The sequence below is a fragment of the Streptomyces sp. R33 genome, assembly GCF_041200175.1.
In the GTDB taxonomy this organism is placed as follows: domain Bacteria; phylum Actinomycetota; class Actinomycetes; order Streptomycetales; family Streptomycetaceae; genus Streptomyces; species Streptomyces katrae_B.
Window position 1 is genome coordinate 687,567 of record NZ_CP165727.1, and the last position, 24,401, is coordinate 711,967.

Below are 24,401 nucleotides of genomic sequence, written 5' to 3' on the forward strand. Positions count from 1 at the left end.
CCCCATGCAGCACCCTCCCCGTCCCCCGCACCCGCGTCCGCACCCCGCAGTCCGGCTCGACCGGGTCGGCAAGCGGTACGCCGGCGCCGCCGACGCGTACGCCGTCCGCGACGTCACCCTCGACATCGCCCCGGGCGAGTTCTTCTCCCTCCTGGGCCCCTCCGGCTGTGGAAAGACCACCCTGCTGAGGATGATCGGCGGTTTCGCCGATCCCACGGAGGGCAGCGTCCTGCTCGACGGCGAGGACGTCACCGGGCTGCCGCCGGACAAGCGCAACGTCAACACCGTCTTCCAGAGCTACGCCCTCTTCGACCACCTCTCCCTCGCGGACAACGTGGCCTTCGGCCTCAAACGCAAGGGCGTGGCCCGCGCCGAGATCCGCGAGCGCGTCGCCGGCATGCTCGACCTCGTACAGCTCGGGCACCTGGCCGCCCGCAAACCGCCCACGCTCTCCGGTGGCCAGCGCCAGCGCGTGGCCCTGGCCCGCGCCCTGGTCAACCGCCCCCAAGTGCTGCTGCTGGACGAGCCGCTGGCCGCCCTCGACCTGAGGCTGCGCCGCCAGATGCAGGTGGAACTCAAGCAGATCCAGCGCGAGGTCGGCATCACCTTCGTCTTCGTCACCCACGATCAGGACGAGGCGCTGACCATGTCGGACCGCATCGCGGTCATGAACGAGGGCCGCATCGAGCAGTGCGGCACCCCGGAGGACGTGTACGAGCGCCCCACCAGCACCTTCACGGCCGCTTTCATGGGCACCTCCAACCTCGTCCCCGGGACCTACCGCTCCGGCGAGGTCGTCCTGGACCAGGGCCCCGCGCTGCCCGTCGGCCTCCGGTCCGCAGTCCCCGACGGCACCAGGGTCAGCCTCTCGATCCGGCCCGAGAAGATCTGGCTCTCCGACTTCGAACCGGGCATGGCCCGGGTGGGCGGCGTCGTGCGGGAGACCGTCTACTGCGGTGCCACCACCACCTACCTCATCGAACTGGCGTCGGGCGTGACGGTGTCCGTGCTGGAGCAGAACACCGTCCGCTCCCGCATGGAGGACCGCTGGAGCGGCGGCGAGCGCGTCGAGATCGGCTGGAAGCCCGAACACTGCCTGGTCCTCGACTGACCCTCCGGGCCGGCGCCCCGGCCGCCTTCCCGCACCAGCGAAGGAACACCCCATGAACCACGACGTCATCGTGCTCGGCGCGGGCCTCGCAGGCCTCGCCGCAGCACGCGACCTGGCCGAGGGCGGCGCCGACGTCCTCGTCGTCGAAGCCCGCGACCGGGTCGGCGGACGCGTCGAGCAGACCCGCCTCCCCGACGGCCGCCTCGTCCAGCTCGGCGGAGAAGTGGTCGGCCGGTCCCACACCGCCTACACCGACCTCGTCGCCGAACTGGGCCTCACCCTGGTCCCCAGCTACGTCGCCGAGCCCGGCGACCTCGTCCGCGCCACCCCCGAAGGAGTCTCCGCCGCCGAACCGCCCCACTGGTACGGGCCCGGCGACGACACCTGCCACCAGAAGGTCACCGCCGCCTTCGCCGCGCTCGCCCGCACCGTCGACCCGGACGACCCGTGGTCCCACCCCGACGCCATCGCCCTGGACCGGCAGTCCGTCGGCGACTGGCTGCGCGCCGAGGGCGCGACCCCGGCCGTCGTACGCCTCTGGGAGATCGGACAGCTCGCCCTCGCCGACGGCTCCTGCGAACGCACCTCCCTGCTGGCTTCCTTGCGCAAACACGCCGCCGTCCCCGGCGTCGGCCACTACGAGTACGAGGCGTGGGAGGGCCTGCGGGTGGCCGAGGGCTCGGCGACCGTGGCCCTGCGCATGGCCGACGCCCTCGACGGGCGGATACGCACCGGCTCCGCGGCCGAGGCGGTCACGGTGTCACCCCGCCGCTGCTCCGTACACCTGGCCGGCGGCGAGACCCTGACCGCGGCGGCCCTCGTCAGCGCCCTCCCCGTCGGCCCTCTCCGCTCGGTCGCCGTCACCGGGGTCAGCGAGGACCGTCTCGCCTCCTTGCACCGCCAACGCCACGCCCTCGCCGCCAAGTTCACCGCCGCGTACGACAGGCCCTTCTGGCGTGACCACAGCCTCAGCGGCCTCTCCGAATGCGAAGGCGTCCTCGGCAGCACCTGGCCGCAGAGCGAGGGCATCCTCTCCGCCCTCGTACCGCCCGAACGGTTCGGCATACTCCTGGGCACGCCCGCCCACCTGCGGGAACCCGAACTTCTCGGCGAGATCGCCCGCCTCTACGGCGACGAGGCGCACCGCCCGCTCGCCACCTACCTGCGCATGTGGGGCACCGACCCGTGGACCCGGGGGTACGTCACCCAGTGGACCCCCGGCGACGTCATGGCCGTCGGCCCCGGGCACGGCACCCACGAACCGCCCTTCTACGTCTGCGGGTCCGACCAGTGGGTGGCCGGCTACATGGAGGGCGCCGTGCGCACCGGACGCGACACCGCCGAGGAGGTGCTGCGCCGTGGCTGACCCCCTGCTCGCCCTCAACCACATCGGCGGCGTGGACCGGCCGGCCCTCTCCGGCGAGACGATGGAGCTGACCGACCCCGCCACCGGCCGGGTGCACGCCCGTGCCCCGCGCTCCGGCGGGGCCGACACCGACGCCGCCGTCTCGGCGGCGGCGGCCGCGTACGAGCACTGGTCCACGACCACCCCCGCCGTCCGGCAGCGCGCCCTGCTCTCCCTCGCCGACGCGATGGAGGCGCACGCCGACGCCCTGACGGCCGCGGAAACCGCGGACACCGGCAAATCGGCGCGGCAGTTCAGGGAGGAGGAGCTGCACGCGATCGTCGACACGGTGCGCTACTTCGCCGGGGCCGCCCGGAACCTCCCGGGAGCGGCCGCGGCCGAGTACACACAGGGCCGTACCTCCCTGCTGCGCCGCGAGCCGGTCGGGGTCTGCGCCCAGATCACCCCGTGGAACTACCCGCTGATGATGGCGGCGTGGAAGATCGCCCCGGCGATCGCCGCCGGAAACACGACCGTGCTCAAGCCCGCCGACACCACCCCGTCCTCGTCCGCGCTGCTCGCGCGGATCGCGTCCGCACACCTGCCACCGGGCGTGCTCAACGTCGTCTGCGGCGACCGCGACACCGGCCGGGCACTCACCGCCCACCGCGACGTGGCCCTGATCGCGGTCACGGGCAGTGTGCGGGCGGGCCAGGAGATCGCGGCGGCCGCGGCGGCCGGCCTCAAACGCGTCCACCTGGAGCTGGGCGGGAACTCCCCCGTCATCGTCCACGACGACGTGGACGTCGAGGCGACGGCCGCGGCCCTGGCCGCCGTCGCCTACTACAACGCAGGCCAGGACTGCACCGCGCCCACGCGGCTCCTGGTCCACCACCGGGTGCACGACGCGTTCCTCGCGGCCTTCGCGGCATCGGCGCGAAAGCTGCGCACGGGCCCGCCGGACGAACCGGACGCCGACTTCGGGCCCCTCAACAACGCGGCCCAGCTCGCTTCGGTACGGGCCAAGCTCGACCGCCTCCCGGCCCACGCCGAGATCGTCACCGGCGGCGCGCGACTCGCCCGACCCGGCTTCTTCGTCGCACCCACCGTCGTGGCGGGCGTGCGCCAGGACGACGAGATCGTGCAGGAGGAGACCTTCGGCCCCGTCGTGACCGTCCAGCCGTTCACCGACGAGACGCAGGCCCTGCACCTGGCCAACGACGTCCGTTTCGGCCTCGCCGCCAGCGTCTGGACCTCGGACCACGACCGCGCCATGCGCGCGACCCGGATCCTGCACACGGGCATCGTCTGGGTGAACACCCACGGCACCACCGTCTCCGAGATGCCCCACGGCGGTGTCAAACACTCCGGCTACGGCAGCGACCTCTCCTTGTCCGGCCTCCTCGACTACACCCAGGCCAAGCACGTCATGCTGTGAGCTCTGTCCGGGTGACTCCGGTGCTCTCCGGCACCGGCGCCGGGCCCTGTTCGGACCACCGGTGCGCTATCCGGGTCACTTCCGGACGTCCCCCGAGCGGGAGACGCTCGGTGGGGGTAGGTCGCTTCGCGCAACGTGACCCTTGGGATGCATGAGGAGATCAGCCGTGTACGCAGTGATTCGGCGTTACGAAGGAGTGACCGACCCCGGCGAGGCAGGACGCCGCGTGGACGAGGGGTTCGTGACCCTCCTCCGCCGGGTCCCCGGTTTCGTGGCTTACTACTGGGTGGACGCCGGGGACGGAGTGATGGTGTCCACCAGCATCTTCGAAGACCGATCCGGGGCCGAGGAGTCGGTCAGGCAGGCGGCGGACTTCGTAAGGGACAACCTCGCGTCGCTGCTCCCCAACCGTCCACAGGTCACAGCCGGCCCGGTCGTGGCCGCCGGCTGACGACCTGCGAAGTGGGCGGCGACTCCGCAGCCTGCGCGGGCGCCGGCTCGACCCGCCGTCGCAACACGATCTCCAGGTCCTCCCGCGCGGTCGCTCCCACGGCTCTTTCGGTGAGCGTCGGCTTCCCCGTGCAGGCGTTCGAGTCGACCCGGTGGCGGCAGGTGCTAGGCATTCGCGCCGGGTCGTCGTGGCGGCCAGTCGGGGGCCGGGTCCTCGGCGAGGAACGGCCGGAGGGCGCCGAGAACCGCTCCGATGCAGACATCGCGCAACTGGTTGCGGGTGCAGGTCTCGTGGGCGAGCCAGTCCACGCAGAGGATCTGCACGAAGACCAACCAGCTCTTCAGGACTCCGGACACGGCCTCTCGGGCGCTCTCGTCCACGACCGGGAGCGCGGCCAGCAACCGCGCTCGGAGCGCGTCGAGCTCGTTGGTCATGATCGTCTGGATCACCGGGTCGCCCGCGAGGGCCTGGTTCGCGGCGAGGACGGCGTTGCGGTTGGCCACGAAGTAGTCGAGATGGACGTCCATGCCCTGGATGAGCTGTTCCACGAGCGAGTCGGCCGGGGCGAGCCGTGTCTCGGCGAGCAGCTGGTCCGCGGCCTGCTGGTAGACGGCTGCGAAGAGGGCCTTCTTGCTGGGGAAGTGACGGTAGAGCAGGGCCCGTGAGACACCGGCCTCTTCGGCGACCTCCTCCATCAGCACGTCGGCGTACGGGTGGGCGGCGAAGAGCCGTGCGCCGACGGCGAGGAGTTGGGCGCGGCGGTCGGCCGGAGCGAGTCGCTGGCGAGGAGGCATGAACTCAGTCTAGTTGACATGTGTCTACTACTGCCCTCAAGGTAGTAGTAGACACATGTCAACTACGCTCCACCAAAACGGTTTGGAGGGACGATGTCCAGGGCTCTGCGCGTACTCACCCAGCTGATGGGCTGGGCCTGCGTGGCGATCGGCCTGCTCCACGTGACACTCGGCAACGCCGCGATACCCGGCGCCGGTTCCGCCGGTGCGACGGTCGACAGCTGGGGCCGGTTCATGGGGGCAGTTTTCGTCGGCTACGGGCTGGCCTGGCTCTGGGCGGCACGGCAGCGTCCGATCCCGGCACCGGCGGTACGGTGGCTGGCCGGCGTCTTCCTGCTGGGCGGCGTGGGCCGGGTGCTCTCGCTCGCCGTGCACGGCTGGCCGCAGTGGTTCCAGGTCGCCCTTGCAGCCCTCGAACTCGGCATGCCGCCCGTCTTCTTTTGGCTGGCCGACGCGGAGGAGCGGGAGCTGCGCAGCGACGCCGAGGCCGTGCCCGCCGGGTGAGGGAGAGCCGGCGGGCCGGGACGATCCCCGGGGACAGGCCCGGCAGGTCGGTTGCGTCCAGCAATCGGCGAAGCTGGACGCGCATCACTTCAGGCCCGCCGAGATGGGCGTACAGCGCCTGCTCGCCCAGCAGGATGTGGAAGGTACGGCCTTCCCGACCGATGAACTGCGCGCGAGCCGTACGGGCAGCCACCCCTGCATCGATGTCGTCGGGGAGCTCGACCGTGAGGGTACCTTCGACGTCGCCCCTCGAACGTCCGGGGTCGAGGTGCTGCTCACGCGCGCGGGAGATGTCGCGACCGGCCGCCGTGAGCGGCCGGAACGGCATCCGTGCGCTGTTCCTGAGGCCGCCGGAGCCGGAGCGCTGACCCGGGACTCCGCCGCAGCTGCCCAGTCGACCCAAGCGGACCCCCTGGCCTGAACGTTGGCGCGTGGGAGACAGCGTGGCCGCAGCGCCGTCCCGCGGCTTTGCCAGGTGTTTACTGAAGTTGTGTCAGGCCGGACAGTGCTGGGGCGTCTGGTTGCTCACAGGCCCTGAAAGCGTGCACACTTGCGCGAATTCCGGCCGGGCGCAGCGTCACACCCCACTGCCCACCTGCATGGCATGCGCCGCGTCGGCCATCAGCAAGCCAACGGGAGCAAGGTTGAGCACATCGGGAACTGCCCGCCAGCAGGACCTCCACGGCCTCAGCGACGCACAGCTCTGCGCGCTGCTCCGCGAGCGGGACTCGGCGCCAGGTGCCGATCTCAGCGACGTGATGGGCGAGGTGTTCGCCCGTCACCACGACGCCGTACTCGCCTACGCCCGTACCTGCTGCCGCGACCTGGCCACCGCCGGTGACCTCGCGGCCGAGGCCTTCGCCCGCACCTATCGGGCGGTCGCCTGGGGTGCCGGCCCCGAGTACGCCTGGCGGCCGTACCTGCTGACCTGCGTGCGCCGGGTGGCAGCCGAATGGGCACGCCGCGGTGCCCGCACACAGCTGTCGGACGACTTCGACACGTGGGCGGCCGGCCTGTCCGACGATCAGGACGTCGAGGGCGCCGCGCTGTTGGCGGAGGAGGGCTCGCTGGTTCTGCGGGCGTTCCGGTCGCTGCCGGAGCGCTGGCAGGCCGTGCTGTGGCACGCGGTCGTCGAACACGAGCCCGCGGCCGAGACCGCCCGGCGCCTCGGGATTTCGGCGGGTGGCGTCGGTTCCCTGGCGGCGCGCGCCCGGGAGGGCCTGCGCGAGGCGTACCTGCGCGCCCACCTGGACCAGAGCGCGAGCGACGAGTGCCGGCACTACGGCGGCCAGCTCGCCGCCGCGCTCCGCCGACCGGGCAAGCGCGTCACACGGGACCTGGGACGGCACCTGCAGGCGTGCGAGGCCTGCGGACGGGCCGAGCGTGATCTGCGGGCGGTCAACAGCCGGCTGGGCGCGCTGCTGCCGGCCGGAATCCTGCTGTGGCATCCCGCCTCCTCCGCGCTGTCCACCGGTGCGCACGGCGCCCACCACCTGGCAGCGGCCAAGCTGGCGGGGATCAAGGTGGCCGCAGCGCGGTTCGGCGCTGCGAAGTGGACCGCGGCGGCGGCCGTCGCGGGTACGACGGTGACCGCGTTCGCCCTGCTGCCCGCCGAGGACCGGCCCGAGCGGGCCGCCCCGACGCCCACGGTCGCGAGCCCGAACCCGAGCTCGGAGCCGAACCCGTACCTGCTGCCGTCCCCGACGGACTCGACGCCACCGATCGTGTCCATCGGCGCCCCCATGTCGGCCGTCGCCGTCCCATCGGCCCCCGCGACTCCCACGCCGTCCTCCGCTTCGCCCTCGCCGGCCCCCTCCCCCACCGGTCTGCCGTTGGTCAACACCGGCTCGGGGCTGTGCGTCGGCTTCGCCGGCAGCGGTTCCGAAGGACCGTTGAAGCTCCAGCCGTGCACCGGCGACGCCTCCCAGGGCTGGCAGCGCCTGCCGGCCGGCCAGGGCACGTACCAGTTCCGGAACACGGGCACCGGTACCTGCCTCGACGGAACCGCCGCCGGCGGAAACGTCGTCGACGTCACCCTTCGCACCTGCCGCTCCGGCACCGGCCGTGAGACGCAGCTCTGGAGGTCCGAACCGGCCGGACGATCCGGCGCCTTCCGGCTCTGGTTCGTGCCACCGGTCCCGAAGAGCGACTACGCCGATCACCTGCTGGGCCCGCGGAACTGGCCGAAGTCCGATCCTCCGCGCCAAGGTTCGGCCCTGGTACAGCTGCCCAACTACTACAACTCGGTCAATTTCCTCTTCACTCTCGGAAGCTGAGGCGCCGTCCGTACAGTCGGCGCCCGCTCCGCGCCGCGATGCCGGCGGCCGCGGTTACGGGTCGTCCTTCGTCCCGAGGATGGCGGGGCCGCAGCATGCGGCGCGGACCATGGCGGGGTCGATCACGTCGCCCCCGAACCCCAGGAACTCCTTCCAGCGTTCCGTGACGATCTCTGCGGCCTTCAGGGAGTTCTCGCTGTCCGTCATGCTGCGAGCTCACCTCCTCTTCGGATCGACTCGCCCTTGCCGGCTGACAGCAGGCGCTCGATGTGGTTGTTGGCGAGCGTGGCGGTTGCGAACGTCATCTTTGTGGCCGACCGCCCACTGTTTGACCGGTCGGAACTGACGTACAAGTGAAGGCCGTACAGCATCCGGCCGGCCCGTGCTCGGGGAAGGCACAGCGGTCTGCCGAATCGTGCTCGTTTCGACCGATCATTTCAGGGGGGCATCATGCGCATGCGTTCACGTGCCTGGATTCTGGTGGGCGCGGGCCTGCTCGCCGTGGGCGCCGGGCCGGCCCACGGGGCTGACACGTCGTCGGCCGTGCCGGCGGCGGGGTCCGTGCAGTACACCGTCCAGGACCTCGGCACCTTGGGCGGTACCCGCAGCAAGGCGACCGCCATCGACGGCAACACGGTCGTCGGGAGCTCACTGACGAGCGGCGACGCCGCCGAACACGCCTTCGCATACGACCTGCGCAGGCGCACCATGGCCGATCTCGGCACGCTGGGGGGCTCCAGCCGGGCGACCGGCGTGGAGGGCGGCTACGTCGTCGGGGAGTCGGACCTCTCCGCCGACGGCCCGACTCACGGGTTCGCCTACCACCTCCGGACCCGCCGGCTCGTCGACATCGGCACACTCGGCGGCAGCACCACCAACATCACCGGCTTCGACGGTGACACCGTGGTGGGGACGTCGTCGCTGTCCGGCGACGTGGTCACCCACGCGTTCGCGTACAGCCTGCGCACCCGGACCATGACCGACCTCGGCAGCCTCGCCGGCCCGTCGGGCAACAGCACCGCGGCGGCCGTCAGCGGTGCGATCGTCGTGGGCAGCTCTTCCCTGCCGGACACGCCCGCCTCCACGAAGCACGGGTTCGCGTACGACCTGCGCACCCGGACCATGACCGATCTCGGCACCCTCGGCGGAAGCTCCAGCACGGCCAACGACATCAGCGGTTCAACCGTGGTCGGTCAGTCCCGAACGGCCGGCAACCGACTCACCGGATACGCCTACGATCTGCGCACCGGCATCCGCACGGACCTGGGGTCCCGCTTCCTGACCGCGCAGCTGGTCAGCGGGAACACTGTGGTCGGCGGCGACGGCTTGCTCGCCAGCTCGTTCGACCTCACGACGCACAAGAGTGCCGTGATCGGCTCCGGCCGTGGTGTCACCGAGGTCGAACAGGTCGCCGGGAACCTCATGGTCGGGAACAACTTCGCCCCCAACTCCTTCGCCTTCGTCTCCCGCGCCGACAACGGCGACTTCACCTACCTGGCCTCCCTCGGCGGCCTCAACTCCTCCGCGACGCAGGTCAACAGCCACGGCGTCGTCGCAGGCAGCGCAGCACTTCCGCCCGCCGACCCGTCCACCGCCAACGGCCCTTTCCACGCCACCGTCTGGGTGCCGCACACGGTGGCGTAGGCGAGCGTGAACCCGGTCAGCCTTCCTCGCACAGGGCGCAGAGCGTGGCGACCAGTGTGTCGCAAGCCAGGCGGTCGCGTTCGGCCCAGCCGAACCGCTCCGCGCCCAGCCGCAGGCAGGCGGCGAGGTTGCGTGTGCTGAAGGGCCGGCCGCTGTGCGGATCGTTCGCGGTGTCCTTGCGCAGGCGCAGCTCGACCGGGTCGAGCGAACACGCGACGGCCAGCTCGTCCATGGCCGATTCCAGCGCGAACATCCCCGGGCACTCACCGGGTGCGCGCATCCAGGTCGGCGAGGGAACGTGCAGCCTCACCTGCCAGTGCCTGGTCTCGCGGTTCGGCGCCGCGTACATGGTGCGCGTGGGCGCGGCCGGGTACTCGCAGTGGTCACCCGTCAGGGACGCCTGCTCGAACGACACATGGGACACGGCCAGGAGGTGCCCGTCGGTCTCGGCCCCGAGACGGATCCGCTGGATGGTCGGTGTCCGGTACCCGGCCACGACGCTGAGCTGCTCCCGGGTGAGGACGGTCTTGACCGGCCGGCCGACGGCGAGTGCCGCCATGGCGGCGATGACCACCTGGGCTCTCGGCGCGGCCTTGGAACCGAACCCTCCCCCCCCACGTGCCGGGCGATGACGCGCACCTGGTCAGGGCGGATGCCGAAGAGGTGGGCGAGGATGTCACGCGTTCCGGACGGCCCTTGGGTGGTGTCGTGGACCGTCAGCGCGCCGTCGTGCCAATACGCGACGGTCCCGTGCGGTTCGAGGGCATGGTGGTGATAGGGGGGCGTGGTGTAGGTGGCCTCGATCCGCGCCGGAGCGTGCGACAGGGCCGACTCCACGTCGCCGTGCGAACAGTCGGTGGGAAAGAAGGGCCCGTGGTCCGGCGGGCCCGGCATCCGAAAAGACGAGAGTGGGAGTCGGTTGTGGCGATGGTCGGACTTTTCTGGATCACTCCGGACGCGGCGTACGTCGGCTCCCCGCCGGCCGCCGACGGGAGCTGTGTCCGGCTGACCGCCCACGGGCTGGAGGCCGTGGGTCCCGACGGCTCCCGGTCGTGGGCGTGGGAAGGGCTGCGTTCCGCAGTCATCGAGGACGTACCGCGGCAGGGGCCTTCGGGCCGTCTGTCGGGGATCTTGGAGTCGTTGCTTTCGTCCGTCAGCGGCGGCGAGGAGCCACCGGGTATGACGCTGCGGCTGCAGACCGAGTACGGGGTGGAGGAGCTGCGGGTGTACTCGGCGGCGGCCGGAGGCTACGACGCCGAGGAGGACGCGCTCTCCCAGGAGCTGCTCGCCCGGTTCGTGACCGGGACCGCGAACCCGCGAACGCTGGAGGCATGGGGCTCCGACCACGGCTCGGAGGGCACGCCCAAGGCACATGTGCGGCAGGATCTGCTGCGGGCCTGGGCGGAGATCTGAGGAGTCTGCCCGCCGCCATGTCCACGCGGGCGGCGGAGCACGGGCAGACGCCGACGCGTCCCCGGCTCGCGGAGGGGCCGGCACCCCGCCGGGCCCGGCGCCTGGCGGGGCAACGGCCGTCCGGCCATCACGCCCCGGCCCGCAGGCTCCGGTCGGCCGTGAGCGCCTCGGCGTACCAGCGGCGGTGTACGAAGGGTTCGACGCACAGGACGGCGAGGCCCGCGACCGCGCCGACCAGCAGGGAGGCGGGACCGCCGCCCGCGAACGCGCCGAGACAGGCGATGCCCACGACGACCGGCCGCAGGAGGGTCAGCGGGCCCAGGCCCACCACCATGGCGAGGGTGCTGGCCCGGAACGGCAGAACGAAGTAGGCCGCGAGCGAGAGCAGGACCGCGGCGGCGTAGAGCGCGAGCGGCACGAGGTAGCCGATCGCGCCGTCGGCCAGTACGGCGTACGTGCGGGAGCGGTCGTCGGCGGCCAGCAGCACGCAGCCGGCGGTGAGGGCGGGCGCGAGCAGCGTGACGGCGCCGGTGGCCAGGCCCCGCAGCGCCGCCCGGGCGACGGCACGGTGCTTGCGGATCCGGGCATCGCGCCCGGCGTAGGCCCGGAATCCGCTGAAGGCCGCGTCGACCAGGCCGAGTGCGCCCAGCGCCAGCGCCGGGACGGCCGGGTTCACCGTACGGTCCCGGCGAGTTGCTCAGGACCCACCAGGCGCCGGGAGGCGCGGCCCATGGCCTGGCGCAGCGGCGCCTCGAGGTGGGGGCGGATGCCGAGGACGGGGCGCAGGGTGGTGCAGAAGGGGTTCGCCAGACCGCGGGGCTCGTACAGCAGGGGCCGGATGCCGGGGGCGGCCGCGGCGCTCAGCAGCGTCTCGTCGGTGTGGGCGCGCAGGGCGGAGGCGACTCCGTCGTGGCGGCCGAGGGGGTGGCGCATGCGGGCCCGGTGGAAGACCCAGGCGCCGATGGGGGCGAGCCGGGTGGCGGCGATGTCGAAATGGCAGAAGGCGAGGGCGGGCGAGGTGGCCTGGGCGCGGAAGAACTCCGCGAGGGCGGGGCCGCGGAAGTGGTGCAGGACGCCGGTGGAGACGTAGACGGTGGCGGCTTCCGGCAGGTCGAAGGCGTTGCCGTGGACGAATCGGCAGTCGAGCTCTTCGGCGCGGGCCAGCCGCTCGGCCTCGCCGACCAGCGCCGCGTCGAGGTCGACGCCGACGAGTTCGACGCCCGGGCCGAGGGCGCCGGTGGCTGCGAGCCAGCGGACGAGGTAGCCGAGGCCGGAGCCGATGTCGACCAGGCGCAGCGGCTCGGCGGGCCCGCGCTGCCCGGCGGTGGCGCGCAGGGCGGCGAAGAGGGGGCGGAGTACGTGGACGAGGCGCTCGCCGATGCGCAGCTCCTCGCTGAGCCGCTGCAGTTCGGTGTGCACGCCGATCATCAGGCGGTCCACGGCGTGCGGGTCGAGTACGTCGTCGCGGTCGGCCGGCAACGCGGCGACGATGCGGGCGGCGCGCGGATCACCCGCCTCGCGCAGCCGGCGGACCACCTCGGCCCGGCGGACGGGCAGGCGCGCTCCGCTTGCCGGGTCCGTGACGGTGATCAGGTCGGATATCTCGAGATGGGGCACGGTCGGAACCCTAACCGCACGCGGGCGGGCCGCCCTGCACTGCCGTGGGGGCGGCCCGCCCGCCCGCGCCGGATCGCGCGTCGATTCCGCCCCTTCTTCCCGCTCCCTCTTGTGTGCGACGCCCCGTCAGGCCGGGGTAAATGCGCGGCGTAGGCTGGGGGTTCCGTGCCACGGCACGTAAAAGCGGAATAAAGGAAGGCTGATCGTGCGAACTCCCCTTTCATGGCTTGCCGGCAGGTACTCGCTCGGAGCGAGGAGCGTCAGACTGGCCGCACTGGGTTCGGTCGTGGCAAGTATCGCGATCATCGTGACCGGTGGAATCGTCCGCGTCACCGGCTCCGGTCTCGGCTGCACCGATTGGCCCATGTGCACGGGAGAGACACTGGCCCCCACTGCGGAAATGGGAGTGCACGGCGCCATCGAATTCGGGAACCGGCTCCTGACCGGGGCGCTGTGCGCGGTGGTGGGCTGGGTCATCATTACCGCGCGCCTCCAGGAAAGGCCGATGCCCGCGGTCCTGCGCGGAGGCTGGGCGCAGTTCTGGATCGTCGTGCTGAACGCGGTCGTCGGCGGAGTGACCGTGTGGATGCGGCTGAGCCCGTACATCGTCGCCGCGCACTTCCTCGCCGCCACGCTGCTGCTCACCGCCGCGGTGTACACCTGGCACGCGGCGTACGCCGGCGCCGACGGCGCTGCGGATGGCGCGGGTGACGTGGGTGGCGTGGGTAGCGGAAGTGATGAGAACAGCAAGGGCGGCGAGGTCGGCCGGCCCGGCGCACCGTCCCCGCTCGCGCCGCGGTCCGCCGCGCGGATCCGGTCGCTGTCGGCGTCCCTGGTCGCGGTGACGGCCGTGCTGGTCGTCGTGGGCACGCTCGCCACCGGTTCCGGACCGCACGCGGGTGACTCCTCCGACGTTCCGCGCATGCCCTTCAACTGGACGGCCGTGACGGTGGTCCACGGCGTGCTGGCCGTGGCGGTCCTGGTCCTGGCCGGAGTATTGCTGTCCGCGCTGCCCCGGGACGGCTTCGGTGCCGCGCGCCGCAAGGCCGCCGCCTTCCTCGCCGTGCTCCTGGGTCAGGGCGTCGTGGGGCTCGTGCAGTCACTGACGGCCCTGCCCTCGCTCGTCGTGATGCTCCACCTGCTGGGTTCGGCGCTCGTGTGGACGGGAGTACTTCAGGTGCACTTCACGGTCAAGAGGGCCTCTTTCGGTCATTCCGGCCCGCCGGACGGTGCACCGCTGCCGCGTGCGCGGGGCGCCGCTACGCACGCCTGATTCACCCGGAGACCAGTGTATCTGCCATGTACTCGACAATTGGAATTCAATATTCCGTTTCCACCCGCACCTCGGCTTCCGGCCACCATGGGCGACGGCATCGAAAAAACGTTCTCGCAAATCCCCGCCACCGCTTGTTAGGTTAAAAATCAATCGAGCGGAAGGGGGTGACACAAATGAACGACCACGAGGTTGTCGAGTACGAGGCGCCCGAAATGCTGCCCATCGGCGAGTTCTCCGAGCTCACGATGTGGTACGGCTGGGCCAGCAACGACGGTGAGGGCACGGCGATCATCTGATCGCCGCGCGCAAATTCAGTTGGCTAGGGGGATTCCTTGGGTGCGTCATGGTTCATCGCTTTCCCGGAGAACGTCGATGACGCATTTCCGGTCTCCACCGGGCCGCCTGACAACACCGAAGTGCTGACGTACGCCTCGGGCCGGACATGGGTGGTCGCGAACCGCTCCCATTCCCGCCTGATTGCCGCGGAAGCCGGCGCCAGACGCCTCGCGCTGTTCGGCGAGACGAGCATCGACGCGGGGCGTCTGGCCCGCCTGCTGGCGCAGCACGACCGAGCCGCCGACCTGATGGCCGCCGCGCACGAGATCCCGGGCAGCTTCCACATCCTCCACACCGACGGCCGCTCCACCCACATCCAGGGCAGCGCCTCGGGCCTGCGCCAGGTGTTCTACACCCGTCGCCAGGACGGCTCGTACGCCGCATCCGACTCGGCCGAACCACTGGCCCGGCTGAGCGGTGCCACGCCGCGCATCGAGATGGTCGCCTGGGGGATGCTGCACCCGGGATTCGACTACGGGCTGACCCACGGCACCTACTGGCACGGGGTCCACCGGCTCCCCGCCGACCAGCGGCTGCGCATGACCGCCGACCGGGTCGAGGCCGGCACCTGGTGGCATCCCCCGGCGCCGGAGCTGTCGGTCGCCGACGGCGCACCGAGGTTACGGGCCGCGCTGGAGGAGGCGGTGGCCGTCCGGCTCGCCACGGCGCGCGGCCTCTCGGCGGACCTGTCGGGCGGCATGGACTCCACGTCCCTCTGCTTCCTCCTGGCCGGCCAGGGTGCCCGGTTCCGGTCCTTCGTCGAGCAGACCGTCGATCCCAACCACGACGACGCCCACTGGGCGCAGATCGCCGCCCGGGAGATCGACCGGCCCCTGACGGTCCTCGGCCCCGAGGACGTCCCGGGTCCGTACGACGGCATCTGGGAACCGGGCCGGGGACTCGTCCAGGACGTCCCCTACGGACTGGGCGAGCCGTACACCCTCATCCGGAACCGCGCGCGGAAGACCGCGATGTCCACGATCTTCGCCGCCACCGGCTCCGACGTGCACATCGGCGGATTCGGCGGGGACGAACTGTTCACCATCGCGCCGTCGTACTTCGGCGACCTCTACGCTCGCGCACCCCTGCGGGCGGTCCGCGGCATCCGCGACCTGGCCCGGCTGAGGCGCTGGAGCCTGCCCTCCGTCCTGCGCGCGCTGGCCCGGCAACAGACGTACCAGGGCTGGTTCGAGGAACAGCTGGGCAGTCTGCACCTGCCCCGGCCGGACGTCCTGGGCCCCGGCCTGAGCTGGGGTCCGCAGGTCCGCGTGACCCCGTGGTCGACACCCGCCAACGTCGAGGCCGTCCGCGCGGTCGCCGCCGCCGGCGATGCCGGCCGGACACCGCAGGCGGACTCCCGCTCGGTGCACACCAGCATCGCGGGACACCGCATCGGCGGACAACGGCTCGGCCCGCTGCGCGCGCTGATGGAGCACCAGGGGATCACCCTCTCGCTGCCGTACATGGACGACGCGGTACTGGAAGCCGCCCTGTCGGTCTCGCGGGCCGAGGCGCTGCCGGGCACCGGGTTCAAGCCGGTCCTGAAGGCCGCCATGCGGGTGGACGCGACGCCGGACTCCCGCGCGGGCGCGCTCTCCCGCTCCACCAAGGGCGAGTTCAGCATGTCGGTGCACCGCGGCCTGGCCCGCAACCGCCGCTCGCTCCTCGGCCTGTTCGAGGACTCGCTGCTCGCCGAGCACGGCCTGGTGGACATCGACCGGCTGCGCGCCACCCTGCGGGACACGATGCGCCCCGAGTACGAGACCAATGCGCTGGAGCTGACCGTCGCCGCCGAGGCCTGGATGCAGGCCGTCGCGGCGGCCCCGGCGCCGGCGCCCGAACTCCCCCTCCCGAACCGACGACTGGCCTCACCATGCTGAAGATCTCCCCTCACGTCGTACTCACCAGGACCGAGGACGCCGCGGTTCTCCTGGACAAGAAGTCCGGCACGTACTTCCGTATCAATCCCATGGGGACGGCGGTGTTCGAGATGCTCGCCGCCGGACGCACCCAGGACGAGGTCGTGAGCGAGCTGTCCGCACGCCACCCGGCGGCTGCCGACCGGATACCGGGCGACGTCGCGAAGCTGATCGACACCATGCGGCGCGCGAAGGTGCTGGTGTGACGTGACGCTGCCCATGACCCTGGAGCCACGCGCCCGGCTGCCCCTGCGCCGGCGGCCCCTGCCGATGCTGGCCGTCGTCGCGAGCCGCCTCCTGACCCGGCTGAGCCCGCACGCGTTGGAGCGGGTGCTGTGGCGGGCCAGCGGCGGCGCCCGCCCCGCCACCCACGCCGAGGCACTGGCCGCGCGCAGCGACGTCGTCTCCGTCAGCCGTCGCGCCGCCGGACCGTACTGCCTGGAACGCTCGATCGCCGCGGCCCTGCTGGCCCGAATGCGCGGCAGCTGGCCCGACTGGGTCTCCGGCGTCAGCCTGATGCCGTTCGCCGCGCACGCGTGGATCGAGGTGGAGGGCCGGGCGGTCGGCGAGTCCATGCGGCTGGACGCCTTCCACAAGAACATCGTCGTCTCCCGCGCCCCCGGCACGGAGCGGAGCCGCCGGCGAGACGAGCACACCTCCGAGAGTTGAGACGGACGGACACCATGGACACCAAGCGCACAGTGGAGCAACTGGCGAGCCGGGGATACGCCCTGGTACCCGGCTTCGTGACGGGCGAGGCCCTCGCGCGGGCGCAGGCCGCGATCGACACCTACTTCCCCGACCCGGAGGCGAGCGGGAGCACCCCCGAGGAGGTCAACGCCCTCAAGCACGCGGTCCCGTTCCCCTTCACCAGCAACGACCTGAACCGGCACGCACTGGACACCCGGGTCATCGACGTCGTCGAGGAGCTGCTCGGCACCGACGACCTGCGGCTGACGAGCTCCTTCATCCAGGCCAAGTACGGCACGGCCTACGGAGAGAGCCGGGACCAGACCCTGCACAACGACGCCTGGGCGGCCAGCAGCCTGGTGCACCCGCGGGCGGACGGCGTCTACCAGCGCGTGTACGGCATCCTCTACCTCACCGACGTGACCGTGGACACCGCGCCCACCTACGTCGTCGACCGCGCCGCACACCTCGGGCTTCCCCTGCTGACCGACGCGGGCAAGGGCTCGTACGACAAGGCGGAGTATCCCGGACTGTACGAGCAGGAGCGGCCCGTGGAGGCCGAGGCCGGCTCGCTCCTGCTGTTCGTCGGCGACATCGTCCACCGGGGGTCGGCCTACCACGAACGGCTCGGACGGCGGCTCGCACTCTTCTTCAACATGCACGGTGCGCAGGCTCGTTGGACGGACAAGCACCTGTGGTCAATGCGGCCGGCCCACCCGAACTGGAACACCCTGCACGAGCTCATGGTCGAACTGGACCCGCGCCAGCGCCACCTCCTGGGCTTCCCGCCCCCCGGGGACGACTACTGGACCGACGAGACGATCGGGCACCTGGAGCGGATGTACCCCGGGATCGACTCCAAGCCCTACCTGCCGCCGACCCCGGCCCAGGTCCCGGCCCAGGTCCCGGCTCAGGTCCCGGCACCGGTCGTCCCGTGACGACGGAGCGGTCCGGGTACGCGGGACTGGCCGTCGACGGGCTGCGCTACCTCGGAGAGGTACTGGAACTGGGGCGCGGCTTCGACGCGGCGGCCGAGGAGTCCGTCCGCACCCTCTTCGACGGCTGGGGCCACCGGGTCTCGCGGGACACCGACGGCGGCGGGACCAGGCAGGACGCCGTGTCGACCGCCCCGTTCGAGTACTCGCTGGTGCTGCGGGAGGACCGCGTCGACGTACGGCTGTTCTTCCGGCCGCTCCCCGAGCGGGGACCGGCCACGGCGGACGGGAGCTGGGAACGCGGCGGGCGGACGCTGGCCGAGCTGGAACGCCGGGGCGTCGCGCGCCTGGAGCGGACACGGGAGGTCGCCGATCTGTTCCGGCCGCGCAGCGAGCGGGCGGCGTTCGGGATGTGTCTGGCGGCTTCGGTCCGCGCCTCGGGCATCGCCCGCCCCAAGGTGTACTTCGACACGCTGGCGGCGGGCACCGAACAGAGCCGGCAGATGGTCGGGACCGCGCTCGACCGGCTCGGCCAGGGCGGGGCGTGGAGCTGGCTGCGGCGCCACGACCCACAGGGCATCGCGCACCTGATGCCGGCCTTCTTCGCGCTCGACGTGGACGAGTCTCCGCACGCCCGGATCAAGTTCTACACCACGGTCGCGGAACGCTCGACGGCCGAACTCGAAGCACGGCTGGCCCCTTTGGGCCACGGTGCAGCGGCTGCCGCGGCCGGCCTGGTCGCGGACGCCGCCCCGCAGGGCGGGGCGGCGCTGGACACGCCGGGGGTGCGCCCGACCCTGTGCTGGAGCATGACCTCGCGCGACGGGACACGGCCGGACGACGCCACGCTGTACCTGCCGTTCAACCTGTACGCCCCGCAGCAGCAGGAGACCCACAGGCGGCTGCGCAGGAGGCTCAACCCCGTGCTCCTGGCCCGGGTGGGGCGGCTGGTGAGCGACCACGCCGCGGCCGTGGACGGGCGGGCGAACCCGTTCCACTGGGCGGCGGCCAAGCTGCTCCACGGCGGAGGGGCCCTCACCCTCTACACCTCGGCCGCGGCGGTGGAGGCGGCCCGGACGGCCCGGACCCCGGCGCGCCCCCGCCCCGACACCCTTCCGGTCGCGACGTAGCCCTGCTGGGCGAGGCCACCGGGTCCCTGTGGTCGACAGCGTCGTGGCGCGTTTCGCCACTCCCCCGGGAGGCCGCGGTGGGCGTGGGCCCCGCGCCCGGCAGCGCGCGGGCCCCGCCGTACGTGAGGCGGGTGCCGGGAGCTCTGGCCTGCATGGGGTGAATCGTCATTTAAGATTCAAGGCGGCCGCGGGGCTGCGGCTCGTCGCTGTGCGTGGCGACTGCGGAACGGCAGGCCGACCGGTCGAGGGGGGCGGCCCGTGCCAGAGCCCTGGTCCGGACGGGGACCACCACATGACGCTGATCATGAAGATCCCGGGAAGTCGCGTGACCACCGGCGTGCGTCTCAGTGGTGTGGGGCACCCAGCCCACCCGCCCACGAACAGAAGACCGCCAGGGAGAAGTGAGGTATGCCAGTGATCTGCGTCGGAGGCATGATCGGCATCGGCAAGACGAGTGTGGCCGAACTGCTCGCCAAGGAGCTGGGCAGCGAAGTCTTCTACGAGAGCGTGGAAGACAACCCGATCCTGCCGCTCTTCTACACGGCGAGCCCCGAGGAGATCCAGGCCAAGCGCTACCCCTTCCTGCTCCAGCTGTACTTCCTGCAGACGAGGTTCGCCTCGATCAAGGACGCGTACAAGCAGGGCGACAACGTCCTCGACCGGTCCATCTACGAGGACTGGTACTTCGCCAAGGTCAACCACGACCTGGGCCGGATCAGCTCCCTCGAGATGCAGGTGTACGAGGGGCTGCTCAACGAGATGATGCGCGAAATAGACGGCCTGCCGTACCGCAAGGCACCCGACCTCATGGTCTACCTCAAGGCGGACTTCGAGACGGTGCTGCACCGCATCGGGCTGCGGGGTCGCAATTTCGAACAGGACGAGAGCCTCGTCGAGTACTACCGGACGCTGTGGTCCGGCTACGACGACTGGGTCCACAAGCACTACTCGGCCAGCGAAGTCCTCGTCGTCGACATGAACCACACAGACGTGGTGAACAACCCCGAGGACGCGGCCCGCGTGGCCCAGGAGGTCAAGGACGCCCTGGCGGCGGTCTCGCACCGAGTCTGAGCTCGCCCCCGCCGCCGGCGGATTCCTCGGCCTGGTGGCCGAGGGCCTGGGCGAACTTCCGTCCGACGCAGCGCACTTGGCGTCCTTCATTGCCCTGCGCGCGCCCGAAACGCCGTACGGGCGCGAGCCGGACGACCTGCGCAGGATCGTCCTCGCTCCGGACGTACGCGACCGGGCCCCGGCAGGCGGCGGAGGCGGGGCGGCGGGACTCGGAGGAGAATGGGGAGCAGCTCACGGAGGGTCATGCTTCCCCTTGCCCGATGGGCCGGCCGCTCGCTGACCGCGGTGCTGTTGAGCACGGTGTTCGCGTGGGGCGTGCCCGTTGCCTCCCCTGCTGCCGCCCCGCCGGTCCAGGCCGCTGCAGCGCGGTCCATCACGCTCGATCCGTCCCAGGGCGCGCCGGGGAGCAGGGTGGGGGTCCACGGCTACGGGTTCGACCACTGCACGACCGCCGGCCTCGCGCCCGAGCCGCGTCCTACCGAGACCGCCGAGGCCGCCGAGATCCGCGTCTCCTGGGAGGGCGGCGAGAACCCGCGCTTCGTCACGGCCGACGCCCAGGGTGAGTTCGAGATCGGCGTCGCGGTTCCGTCCGATGCGACACCGGGCAGTTACGACGTCACCGCGCTCTGCACGGTCGACTCGAAGCTCAAGGCGACCGCCGACTTCCAGGTCACCCCCGAGCCCGTGCCGACGTCCCTGACGCTGGACCCGGCCGAGGGTGCCGTACGGACGCCGGTCGCCGTGACCGGCTCCGGGTTCGACGGCTGTACCGCGGACCGCGGCGCGGCCGGTACGGTCACACTGACGTGGGACGGCAGTCCGCTCCCGGATGTCACGCCGGCGGAGGTCACGGTGGACGGCGGCGCGTTCACGGCCGAGTTCGCCGTTCCGTCCGACGCAGACGCCACGGATCACACGGTCACCGCAGCCTGCGCCGGGTACGAGCAGGTTTCCGCCGAGCAGCGGTTCACGGTGACCGCTGCGCCCGGGCCGCAGCCGGAGGTGACGCTCGATCCCCCCTCGTTGCCGTTCGGTGGCGGGTCCGTGGCCGTATCCGGTTCGGGATTCAACTGCCCGGAAGTGGCGTTGTCGTGGGAGGGCGAGCAGCGGGGCACCGCGGCTCCCGCCGAGGACGGCACCTTCGACACCGGGTTCGACGTGACGCCCGATACGGGCGAGGCCTCGTACACCGTACGGGCCGAGTGCACGGATGACTCCGGTGTGGGCGCCGAGGCGGTGTTCGCGGTGACCGGCGCCGGTCCGGTCCCACCCACCCCGACGCCTCCGACCCCGACTCCGTCCACGCCGACCCCGAACCCGAACCCGAACCCGAACCCGAACCCCGAACCCGCCCCCGTCACGGTCCCCGTCGGCCTGCTCGTCGGTTCGGTCCTGCTCGGCGCGGCCCTGCTGGCCCTCGCGGGATCCGCGTACCTCAGCCAGCGCCACCGCGGGCCGCGCTGGGTCCACGACCACGTCAGCTCCCGGCTGCGACCCGCCCCCGCGGCGACGGACACGGCCGAGCCCTCCGAGACCGGCCCGCCGACCCGCTCCGTACGGCTGGAACCACACCCGGACCCGGGTGACCAGACGCTGAAGGAGGAGGACTCATGACCACGGCCCCCGTCGTCGAGCCCCTCACCGTCCGGGACCTGCTGCTCGGCCCCCAGGACCAGGCCCCCGGAGCACTCGCCGACTCCCTCCAGGCCCACGGTGCGGTGACGGGCCTCCTCCCGGGCGTGCACCGCCTGAGCACCGCGGCCGACCGGGCCGTGGGCCGCGAGCTGGCCACCGTCGTCAACGGCTTCCTCGACCTCGACCTCGTCTCCCTGGTGGCTTCGGGCTGGTCCAAGCACAAAGCCCTCAAGGAGGCGGCGCGGCGCACGCACCGGCATCCGGGCAGCGAGGAGGTCGTCGCCCTGGCCACCCACACCATCAGCTCCGCGCACCACCCGTCGGTGGACCTCCTCGTGGACGGCGCGCCGGCCGCCACCGTCCCCGTGAACCTCAACATCCTGTTCCGGATCAGCGGACTCGTCGGGGTCGTCCGCGACGGCCTGCTCGTCGCCGTCCGCAGCGGGCAGTGCGGGGTGGAGGGCAAGCTCGCGGTACGAGACGTCGTGGTCGCCTCGCGCGAGGGGCGGCTGGACCTCCCCGCCGCGCTGCGCCTGCGCGAGCCGATCGATCTGCTGCGGGACCGGCCGCCGGTCCCGCCCACGGCACCGCCCCCGCCGCCACTCGGTCCACCCCCTCCACCACATCCTCCGGTTGATTGGGGGCGCGGGTAGGCCCTGTGGCCATGCCAGTGGGTACGCGGTGTACACGCGCTCCTCAACCCTCAGTGCCAAGAGCTCGGCGGCCGCGTACGCGAAGACGCCCGGCCGGGAGGTCCCGGCCGGGCGTCTTCGCGTGTCTGCTGCCTGCTGGTGGCTCAGTACCAGTGGTGGGTCTGCCAGAAGTTCCAGGCACCGACGGGGCTGCCGTAGCGGGAGTTCATGTAGTCCAGGCCCCACTTGATCTGGGTGGCCGGGTTGGTCTTCCAGTCGGCACCCGCGGAGGCCATCTTCGAGGCCGGCAGGGCCTGGACCAGGCCGTAGGCGCCCGAGGAGGCGTTGGTGGCGGTGTGGTCCCAGCCGCTCTCACGGGAAACGATGTTGTTGAACGCCGCGAACTGCGCCGGGTCCTTGATCATCTGCTGGGCGATCGCCTTGGCGCTCGTCGGGGCCGCCTGGGCGGGAACCGTGGCGAGCATCGAGCCGGCGACGCCCAGGGCGACGATGGAGCCGGCGAGGGTCTTCTTGGAAGCGGCGATGCGGCGGATGACAGCGTGGGACACGGATGAACCTTCCGAAGGCGACAGGGACGGTCGCGGGCATGCCGAAGACATGCGTGAGCCACTCACACGGAGGAGAGGGATTCACCGGCAGCGGGTGAAGCACCCGTGCCGCCCGGCGACACATCCAGTTCTACGCACGTCCCGACCCCCTGGCAACGACCCCTCCTACTAGCCGCCCTCGCAGCAGGCGACCCGTGACCCCCCGGCGGCCCGGGAGAGATCCGAGCAGGTGGGAGCGGGAGCGAGGACGAGACACCGGGCCCTCGGGGAGCTACTACCCCGGGTCGTATGTGACGTGGGCCCTATGGGGCGGCTCACCCCCAGAGCACCTGAATCTCACTGAATGTCATCCCTTGTACCCCTTTGAGAGGCCTGGCCGGACGCCGGAACCACCTCGGGATCGAAGGAAAGGGGCCCGAGGCGCTTCGGCTTACCCCGGTGTCGGCGGGGGCCCGTCGGACCGGGCCGTGCCGCCGCCCGGCTCCCGGCCGCCACCGCCCCGGGCTCAGCGGCCCCGGAGGTGGTCGGCGAGGGCCACGTGGGTCAGGTGGAGCCCGGCCCGCAGCACGGCGTCGTGCCGACTGGGGTGGGCCGTGCGGTGGGCGAGGTCGAGTGCGCGCGCCCGGTCGAGGGGCTCGGCGAAGTCCTCGCCGAGCAGCGCGGCGTCCAGGGCGCCGGCGGTGACCCGGACCAGTGGTGCGAGGGCGCGCAGGGCGGGGTCGGACGTACCGTCCATACCGGGTTCCACGGGCGCGCCAGGGCTGCCGCCGCGCGTCCGTTCGCAGAGCTCCTGGGTGAAGTACTGGAGCGTCAGCGCGGTCCGGGCAGCGAGCACCACGCGTCCGTCGAGACCTTCGGGCGGCAGGCCGGCACGGCGGCGCAACAGGGGCCGTCCGGCCGCCGCCCGGTCGAGCGCGTCCCGGCAGGCCTGCGGGCCGAGCCACAGCCTCGCCCGTTCCGGCAGTGCAGCCGGCCCCACGGCCCCCACACCCCGCTCCAGCCCGCCGGTGATCCCGCTCAGCAGCTCCCCCACCCCGGTCCGGTAGCCGTCGAGTCCCGCAGCGGCCGACCGGTACGGGTCGGGCGGCCAGAGCAGCGGCGCGAGCAACACGACCACGGCGACGCCGACGAGGCTCTCCTCCAGCCGCACCAGCGGATACCCGGGAACCGCGGTTGCGTAGACCATGAGCGCCGTGATCAGCACTTGCTGGTTGGGGGAACCCGGCCGCCCCAGAAGGTACATTCCGGCGCAGCCCGAGACGAGGAGGAGCGGGAAGGACCACGACGGGTCCGGCACCCAGTGCAGCACCACCGTACTCAGCACCACCCCCACGACCACCCCGGTGAGGCGCTCCCACCCCAGCCGCGGCCAGGCGTACATGTCCTCGCGCAGGATCAGCACCGCCGGGAGGGCGGCGGGTACCGGCGCCGTGCTCGTGCCCCACCACAGGCAGAGGTACCAGGACACGGCCGCGCAGAGGACCAGCCGTGCGGCGGGCCGCAGCCACCTGCCGGAGGAGGACACGTACGAAGCGGCAACCAGACCGGACATAGCGGACATCGTAGGTCCCGGCGAAACCGCGACCGCCGGCAGACCCGCCCGAGCGCCGGCGCG

Annotated in this window: 25 protein-coding genes and 2 pseudogenes; 18 read left to right on the forward strand and 9 right to left on the reverse strand. The window is 72.1% G+C overall.

The features are described 5' to 3' along the window. Nucleotides 1-4: 4 nt before the first annotated feature. From AB5J51_RS03530 to AB5J51_RS03545, 4 genes are all read left to right on the forward strand, one after another. On the forward strand, nt 5-1,111 hold the full coding sequence (locus tag AB5J51_RS03530) for an ABC transporter ATP-binding protein (RefSeq protein ID WP_053787949.1): 1,107 nt from the start codon (nt 5-7) through the stop codon (nt 1,109-1,111). Between the two features lie 52 nt (nt 1,112-1,163). Next, complete coding sequence (locus AB5J51_RS03535; RefSeq protein WP_369776797.1) at nt 1,164-2,477, forward strand: flavin monoamine oxidase family protein; 1,314 nt, start codon at nt 1,164-1,166, stop codon at nt 2,475-2,477. Further along, entirely contained in the window at nt 2,470-3,894 is a 1,425-nt protein-coding gene (locus AB5J51_RS03540; RefSeq protein ID WP_369776798.1) for an aminobutyraldehyde dehydrogenase, read from the forward strand. Before AB5J51_RS03535 ends, AB5J51_RS03540 begins: the two co-directional genes overlap by 8 nt. Nucleotides 3,895-4,060: 166 nt before the next feature. Next, nucleotides 4,061-4,345 carry a hypothetical protein gene (locus AB5J51_RS03545; protein WP_053787946.1) on the forward strand — a complete coding sequence of 95 codons (285 nt, stop codon included), beginning with the start codon at nt 4,061-4,063 and terminating at the stop codon, nt 4,343-4,345. Nucleotides 4,346-4,509: 164 nt separating this feature from the next. On the opposite strand, the gene AB5J51_RS03550 is transcribed toward AB5J51_RS03545, so the two are convergent. Next, a complete protein-coding gene (locus tag AB5J51_RS03550; protein ID WP_053787945.1) occupies nt 4,510-5,139 on the reverse strand; it encodes a TetR/AcrR family transcriptional regulator in 630 nt (209 codons plus the stop codon). A 93-nt stretch (nt 5,140-5,232) separates the two neighbouring features. Between AB5J51_RS03550 and AB5J51_RS03555 the strand changes: the two genes are divergently transcribed. Beyond that, nucleotides 5,233-5,643: a DUF4345 domain-containing protein gene (locus AB5J51_RS03555; RefSeq protein WP_136226579.1), complete on the forward strand. Its 411-nt coding sequence runs from the start codon at nt 5,233-5,235 to the stop codon at nt 5,641-5,643. A gap of 70 nt (nt 5,644-5,713) precedes the next feature. Here AB5J51_RS03555 and AB5J51_RS03560 read toward each other — a convergent pair. Continuing rightward, a pseudogene (locus tag AB5J51_RS03560) lies at nt 5,714-5,971 on the reverse strand (Scr1 family TA system antitoxin-like transcriptional regulator); the annotation flags it as partial. Between the two features lie 316 nt (nt 5,972-6,287). On the opposite strand from AB5J51_RS03560, the gene AB5J51_RS03565 reads away from it, so the two are divergent. Further along, nucleotides 6,288-7,919, forward strand: coding sequence for a sigma-70 family RNA polymerase sigma factor (locus tag AB5J51_RS03565; protein WP_369776800.1), 1,632 nt, complete (start codon nt 6,288-6,290; stop codon nt 7,917-7,919). Between the two features lie 54 nt (nt 7,920-7,973). On the opposite strand, the gene AB5J51_RS03570 is transcribed toward AB5J51_RS03565, so the two are convergent. Then, a complete protein-coding gene (locus tag AB5J51_RS03570) occupies nt 7,974-8,126 on the reverse strand; it encodes a hypothetical protein (RefSeq protein ID WP_369776802.1) in 153 nt (50 codons plus the stop codon). A gap of 243 nt (nt 8,127-8,369) precedes the next feature. Here AB5J51_RS03570 and AB5J51_RS03575 point away from each other — a divergent pair, with 243 nt between their 5' ends. Further along, complete coding sequence (locus tag AB5J51_RS03575) at nt 8,370-9,563, forward strand: hypothetical protein (protein ID WP_159047231.1); 1,194 nt, start codon at nt 8,370-8,372, stop codon at nt 9,561-9,563. A 16-nt stretch (nt 9,564-9,579) separates the two neighbouring features. Here AB5J51_RS03575 and AB5J51_RS03580 read toward each other — a convergent pair whose 3' ends face one another. Both AB5J51_RS03580 and AB5J51_RS03585 read right to left on the reverse strand, forming a co-directional pair. Continuing rightward, complete coding sequence (locus tag AB5J51_RS03580; protein WP_369776804.1) at nt 9,580-10,122, reverse strand: molybdopterin cofactor-binding domain-containing protein; 543 nt, start codon at nt 10,120-10,122, stop codon at nt 9,580-9,582. 110 nt (nt 10,123-10,232) lie between these two features. Further along, nucleotides 10,233-10,457, reverse strand: a pseudogene (locus AB5J51_RS03585) (molybdopterin cofactor-binding domain-containing protein); the annotation flags it as partial. Between the two features lie 33 nt (nt 10,458-10,490). On the opposite strand from AB5J51_RS03585, the gene AB5J51_RS03590 reads away from it, so the two are divergent. Continuing rightward, nucleotides 10,491-10,976, forward strand: coding sequence for a hypothetical protein (locus AB5J51_RS03590; protein WP_369776806.1), 486 nt, complete (start codon nt 10,491-10,493; stop codon nt 10,974-10,976). Between the two features lie 127 nt (nt 10,977-11,103). On the opposite strand, the gene AB5J51_RS03595 is transcribed toward AB5J51_RS03590, so the two are convergent. Together AB5J51_RS03595 and AB5J51_RS03600 are read right to left on the reverse strand one after the other, a co-directional pair. Continuing rightward, nucleotides 11,104-11,652 (reverse strand): hypothetical protein, encoded by a 549-nt coding sequence (locus AB5J51_RS03595; protein ID WP_133895647.1) that lies wholly within the window; start codon nt 11,650-11,652, stop codon nt 11,104-11,106. Further along, entirely contained in the window at nt 11,649-12,593 is a 945-nt protein-coding gene (locus tag AB5J51_RS03600; protein WP_369776807.1) for a class I SAM-dependent methyltransferase, read from the reverse strand. The genes AB5J51_RS03595 and AB5J51_RS03600 overlap by 4 nt, the downstream gene beginning before the upstream one ends. A 205-nt stretch (nt 12,594-12,798) precedes the next feature. Here AB5J51_RS03600 and AB5J51_RS03605 point away from each other — a divergent pair, with 205 nt between their 5' ends. From AB5J51_RS03605 to AB5J51_RS03650, 10 genes are all read left to right on the forward strand, one after another. Then, nucleotides 12,799-13,866 (forward strand): heme A synthase, encoded by a 1,068-nt coding sequence (locus tag AB5J51_RS03605; protein WP_369776809.1) that lies wholly within the window; start codon nt 12,799-12,801, stop codon nt 13,864-13,866. Nucleotides 13,867-14,042: 176 nt separating this feature from the next. Next, on the forward strand, nt 14,043-14,165 hold the full coding sequence (locus AB5J51_RS03610; protein WP_133895650.1) for a lasso RiPP family leader peptide-containing protein: 123 nt from the start codon (nt 14,043-14,045) through the stop codon (nt 14,163-14,165). 120 nt (nt 14,166-14,285) lie between these two features. After that, nucleotides 14,286-16,085 (forward strand): asparagine synthase-related protein, encoded by a 1,800-nt coding sequence (locus AB5J51_RS03615; RefSeq protein WP_369776810.1) that lies wholly within the window; start codon nt 14,286-14,288, stop codon nt 16,083-16,085. Beyond that, nucleotides 16,079-16,330 (forward strand): lasso peptide biosynthesis PqqD family chaperone, encoded by a 252-nt coding sequence (locus AB5J51_RS03620; protein ID WP_053787937.1) that lies wholly within the window; start codon nt 16,079-16,081, stop codon nt 16,328-16,330. Before AB5J51_RS03615 ends, AB5J51_RS03620 begins: the two co-directional genes overlap by 7 nt. Before the next feature lies 1 nt (nt 16,331). After that, nucleotides 16,332-16,793 carry a lasso peptide biosynthesis B2 protein gene (locus AB5J51_RS03625; protein WP_369776811.1) on the forward strand — a complete coding sequence of 154 codons (462 nt, stop codon included), beginning with the start codon at nt 16,332-16,334 and terminating at the stop codon, nt 16,791-16,793. Nucleotides 16,794-16,807: 14 nt separating this feature from the next. Beyond that, the gene (locus AB5J51_RS03630) at nt 16,808-17,752 is read left to right on the forward strand and encodes a phytanoyl-CoA dioxygenase family protein (RefSeq protein WP_369776812.1); all 945 of its coding nucleotides are present in this window, start codon (nt 16,808-16,810) and stop codon (nt 17,750-17,752) included. After that, nucleotides 17,749-18,879: a hypothetical protein gene (locus tag AB5J51_RS03635; RefSeq protein WP_369776813.1), complete on the forward strand. Its 1,131-nt coding sequence runs from the start codon at nt 17,749-17,751 to the stop codon at nt 18,877-18,879. The genes AB5J51_RS03630 and AB5J51_RS03635 overlap by 4 nt, the downstream gene beginning before the upstream one ends. Nucleotides 18,880-19,287: 408 nt before the next feature. Continuing rightward, nucleotides 19,288-19,950, forward strand: coding sequence for a deoxynucleoside kinase (locus AB5J51_RS03640; RefSeq protein ID WP_030301591.1), 663 nt, complete (start codon nt 19,288-19,290; stop codon nt 19,948-19,950). 243 nt (nt 19,951-20,193) lie between these two features. Further along, nucleotides 20,194-21,564, forward strand: a complete 1,371-nt coding sequence (locus AB5J51_RS03645; RefSeq protein ID WP_369776814.1) for a hypothetical protein — start codon at nt 20,194-20,196, stop codon at nt 21,562-21,564. Then, complete coding sequence (locus tag AB5J51_RS03650) at nt 21,561-22,238, forward strand: hypothetical protein (RefSeq protein ID WP_369776815.1); 678 nt, start codon at nt 21,561-21,563, stop codon at nt 22,236-22,238. Before AB5J51_RS03645 ends, AB5J51_RS03650 begins: the two co-directional genes overlap by 4 nt. 143 nt (nt 22,239-22,381) lie before the next feature. Here the strand turns inward: AB5J51_RS03650 and AB5J51_RS03655 are convergent, their stop codons facing one another. After that, the gene (locus AB5J51_RS03655; RefSeq protein ID WP_369776816.1) at nt 22,382-22,837 is read right to left on the reverse strand and encodes a transglycosylase SLT domain-containing protein; all 456 of its coding nucleotides are present in this window, start codon (nt 22,835-22,837) and stop codon (nt 22,382-22,384) included. A 454-nt stretch (nt 22,838-23,291) separates the two neighbouring features. After that, nucleotides 23,292-24,338, reverse strand: coding sequence for an FUSC family protein (locus tag AB5J51_RS03660; RefSeq protein ID WP_369776817.1), 1,047 nt, complete (start codon nt 24,336-24,338; stop codon nt 23,292-23,294). Nucleotides 24,339-24,401 lie beyond the last annotated feature (63 nt).

Bases quoted from the DNA above. Each gene is read 5' to 3' on its own strand.
- AB5J51_RS03530 (WP_053787949.1), top strand. From the start codon at position 5: ATGCAGCACCCTCCCCGTCCCCCGCACCCGCGTCCGCACCCCGCAGTC.
- AB5J51_RS03535 (WP_369776797.1), top strand. From the start codon at position 1,164: ATGAACCACGACGTCATCGTGCTCGGCGCGGGCCTCGCAGGCCTCGCC.
- AB5J51_RS03550 (WP_053787945.1), bottom strand. From the start codon at position 5,139: ATGCCTCCTCGCCAGCGACTCGCTCCGGCCGACCGCCGCGCCCAACTC.
- AB5J51_RS03555 (WP_136226579.1), top strand. From the start codon at position 5,233: ATGTCCAGGGCTCTGCGCGTACTCACCCAGCTGATGGGCTGGGCCTGC.
- AB5J51_RS03570 (WP_369776802.1), bottom strand. From the start codon at position 8,126: ATGACGGACAGCGAGAACTCCCTGAAGGCCGCAGAGATCGTCACGGAA.
- AB5J51_RS03575 (WP_159047231.1), top strand. From the start codon at position 8,370: ATGCGCATGCGTTCACGTGCCTGGATTCTGGTGGGCGCGGGCCTGCTC.
- AB5J51_RS03580 (WP_369776804.1), bottom strand. From the start codon at position 10,122: ATGGCGGCACTCGCCGTCGGCCGGCCGGTCAAGACCGTCCTCACCCGG.
- AB5J51_RS03590 (WP_369776806.1), top strand. From the start codon at position 10,491: ATGGTCGGACTTTTCTGGATCACTCCGGACGCGGCGTACGTCGGCTCC.
- AB5J51_RS03610 (WP_133895650.1), top strand. From the start codon at position 14,043: ATGAACGACCACGAGGTTGTCGAGTACGAGGCGCCCGAAATGCTGCCC.
- AB5J51_RS03620 (WP_053787937.1), top strand. From the start codon at position 16,079: ATGCTGAAGATCTCCCCTCACGTCGTACTCACCAGGACCGAGGACGCC.
- AB5J51_RS03630 (WP_369776812.1), top strand. From the start codon at position 16,808: ATGGACACCAAGCGCACAGTGGAGCAACTGGCGAGCCGGGGATACGCC.
- AB5J51_RS03640 (WP_030301591.1), top strand. From the start codon at position 19,288: ATGCCAGTGATCTGCGTCGGAGGCATGATCGGCATCGGCAAGACGAGT.
- AB5J51_RS03645 (WP_369776814.1), top strand. From the start codon at position 20,194: ATGCTTCCCCTTGCCCGATGGGCCGGCCGCTCGCTGACCGCGGTGCTG.
- AB5J51_RS03650 (WP_369776815.1), top strand. From the start codon at position 21,561: ATGACCACGGCCCCCGTCGTCGAGCCCCTCACCGTCCGGGACCTGCTG.
- AB5J51_RS03655 (WP_369776816.1), bottom strand. From the start codon at position 22,837: ATGTCTTCGGCATGCCCGCGACCGTCCCTGTCGCCTTCGGAAGGTTCA.
- AB5J51_RS03660 (WP_369776817.1), bottom strand. From the start codon at position 24,338: ATGTCCGGTCTGGTTGCCGCTTCGTACGTGTCCTCCTCCGGCAGGTGG.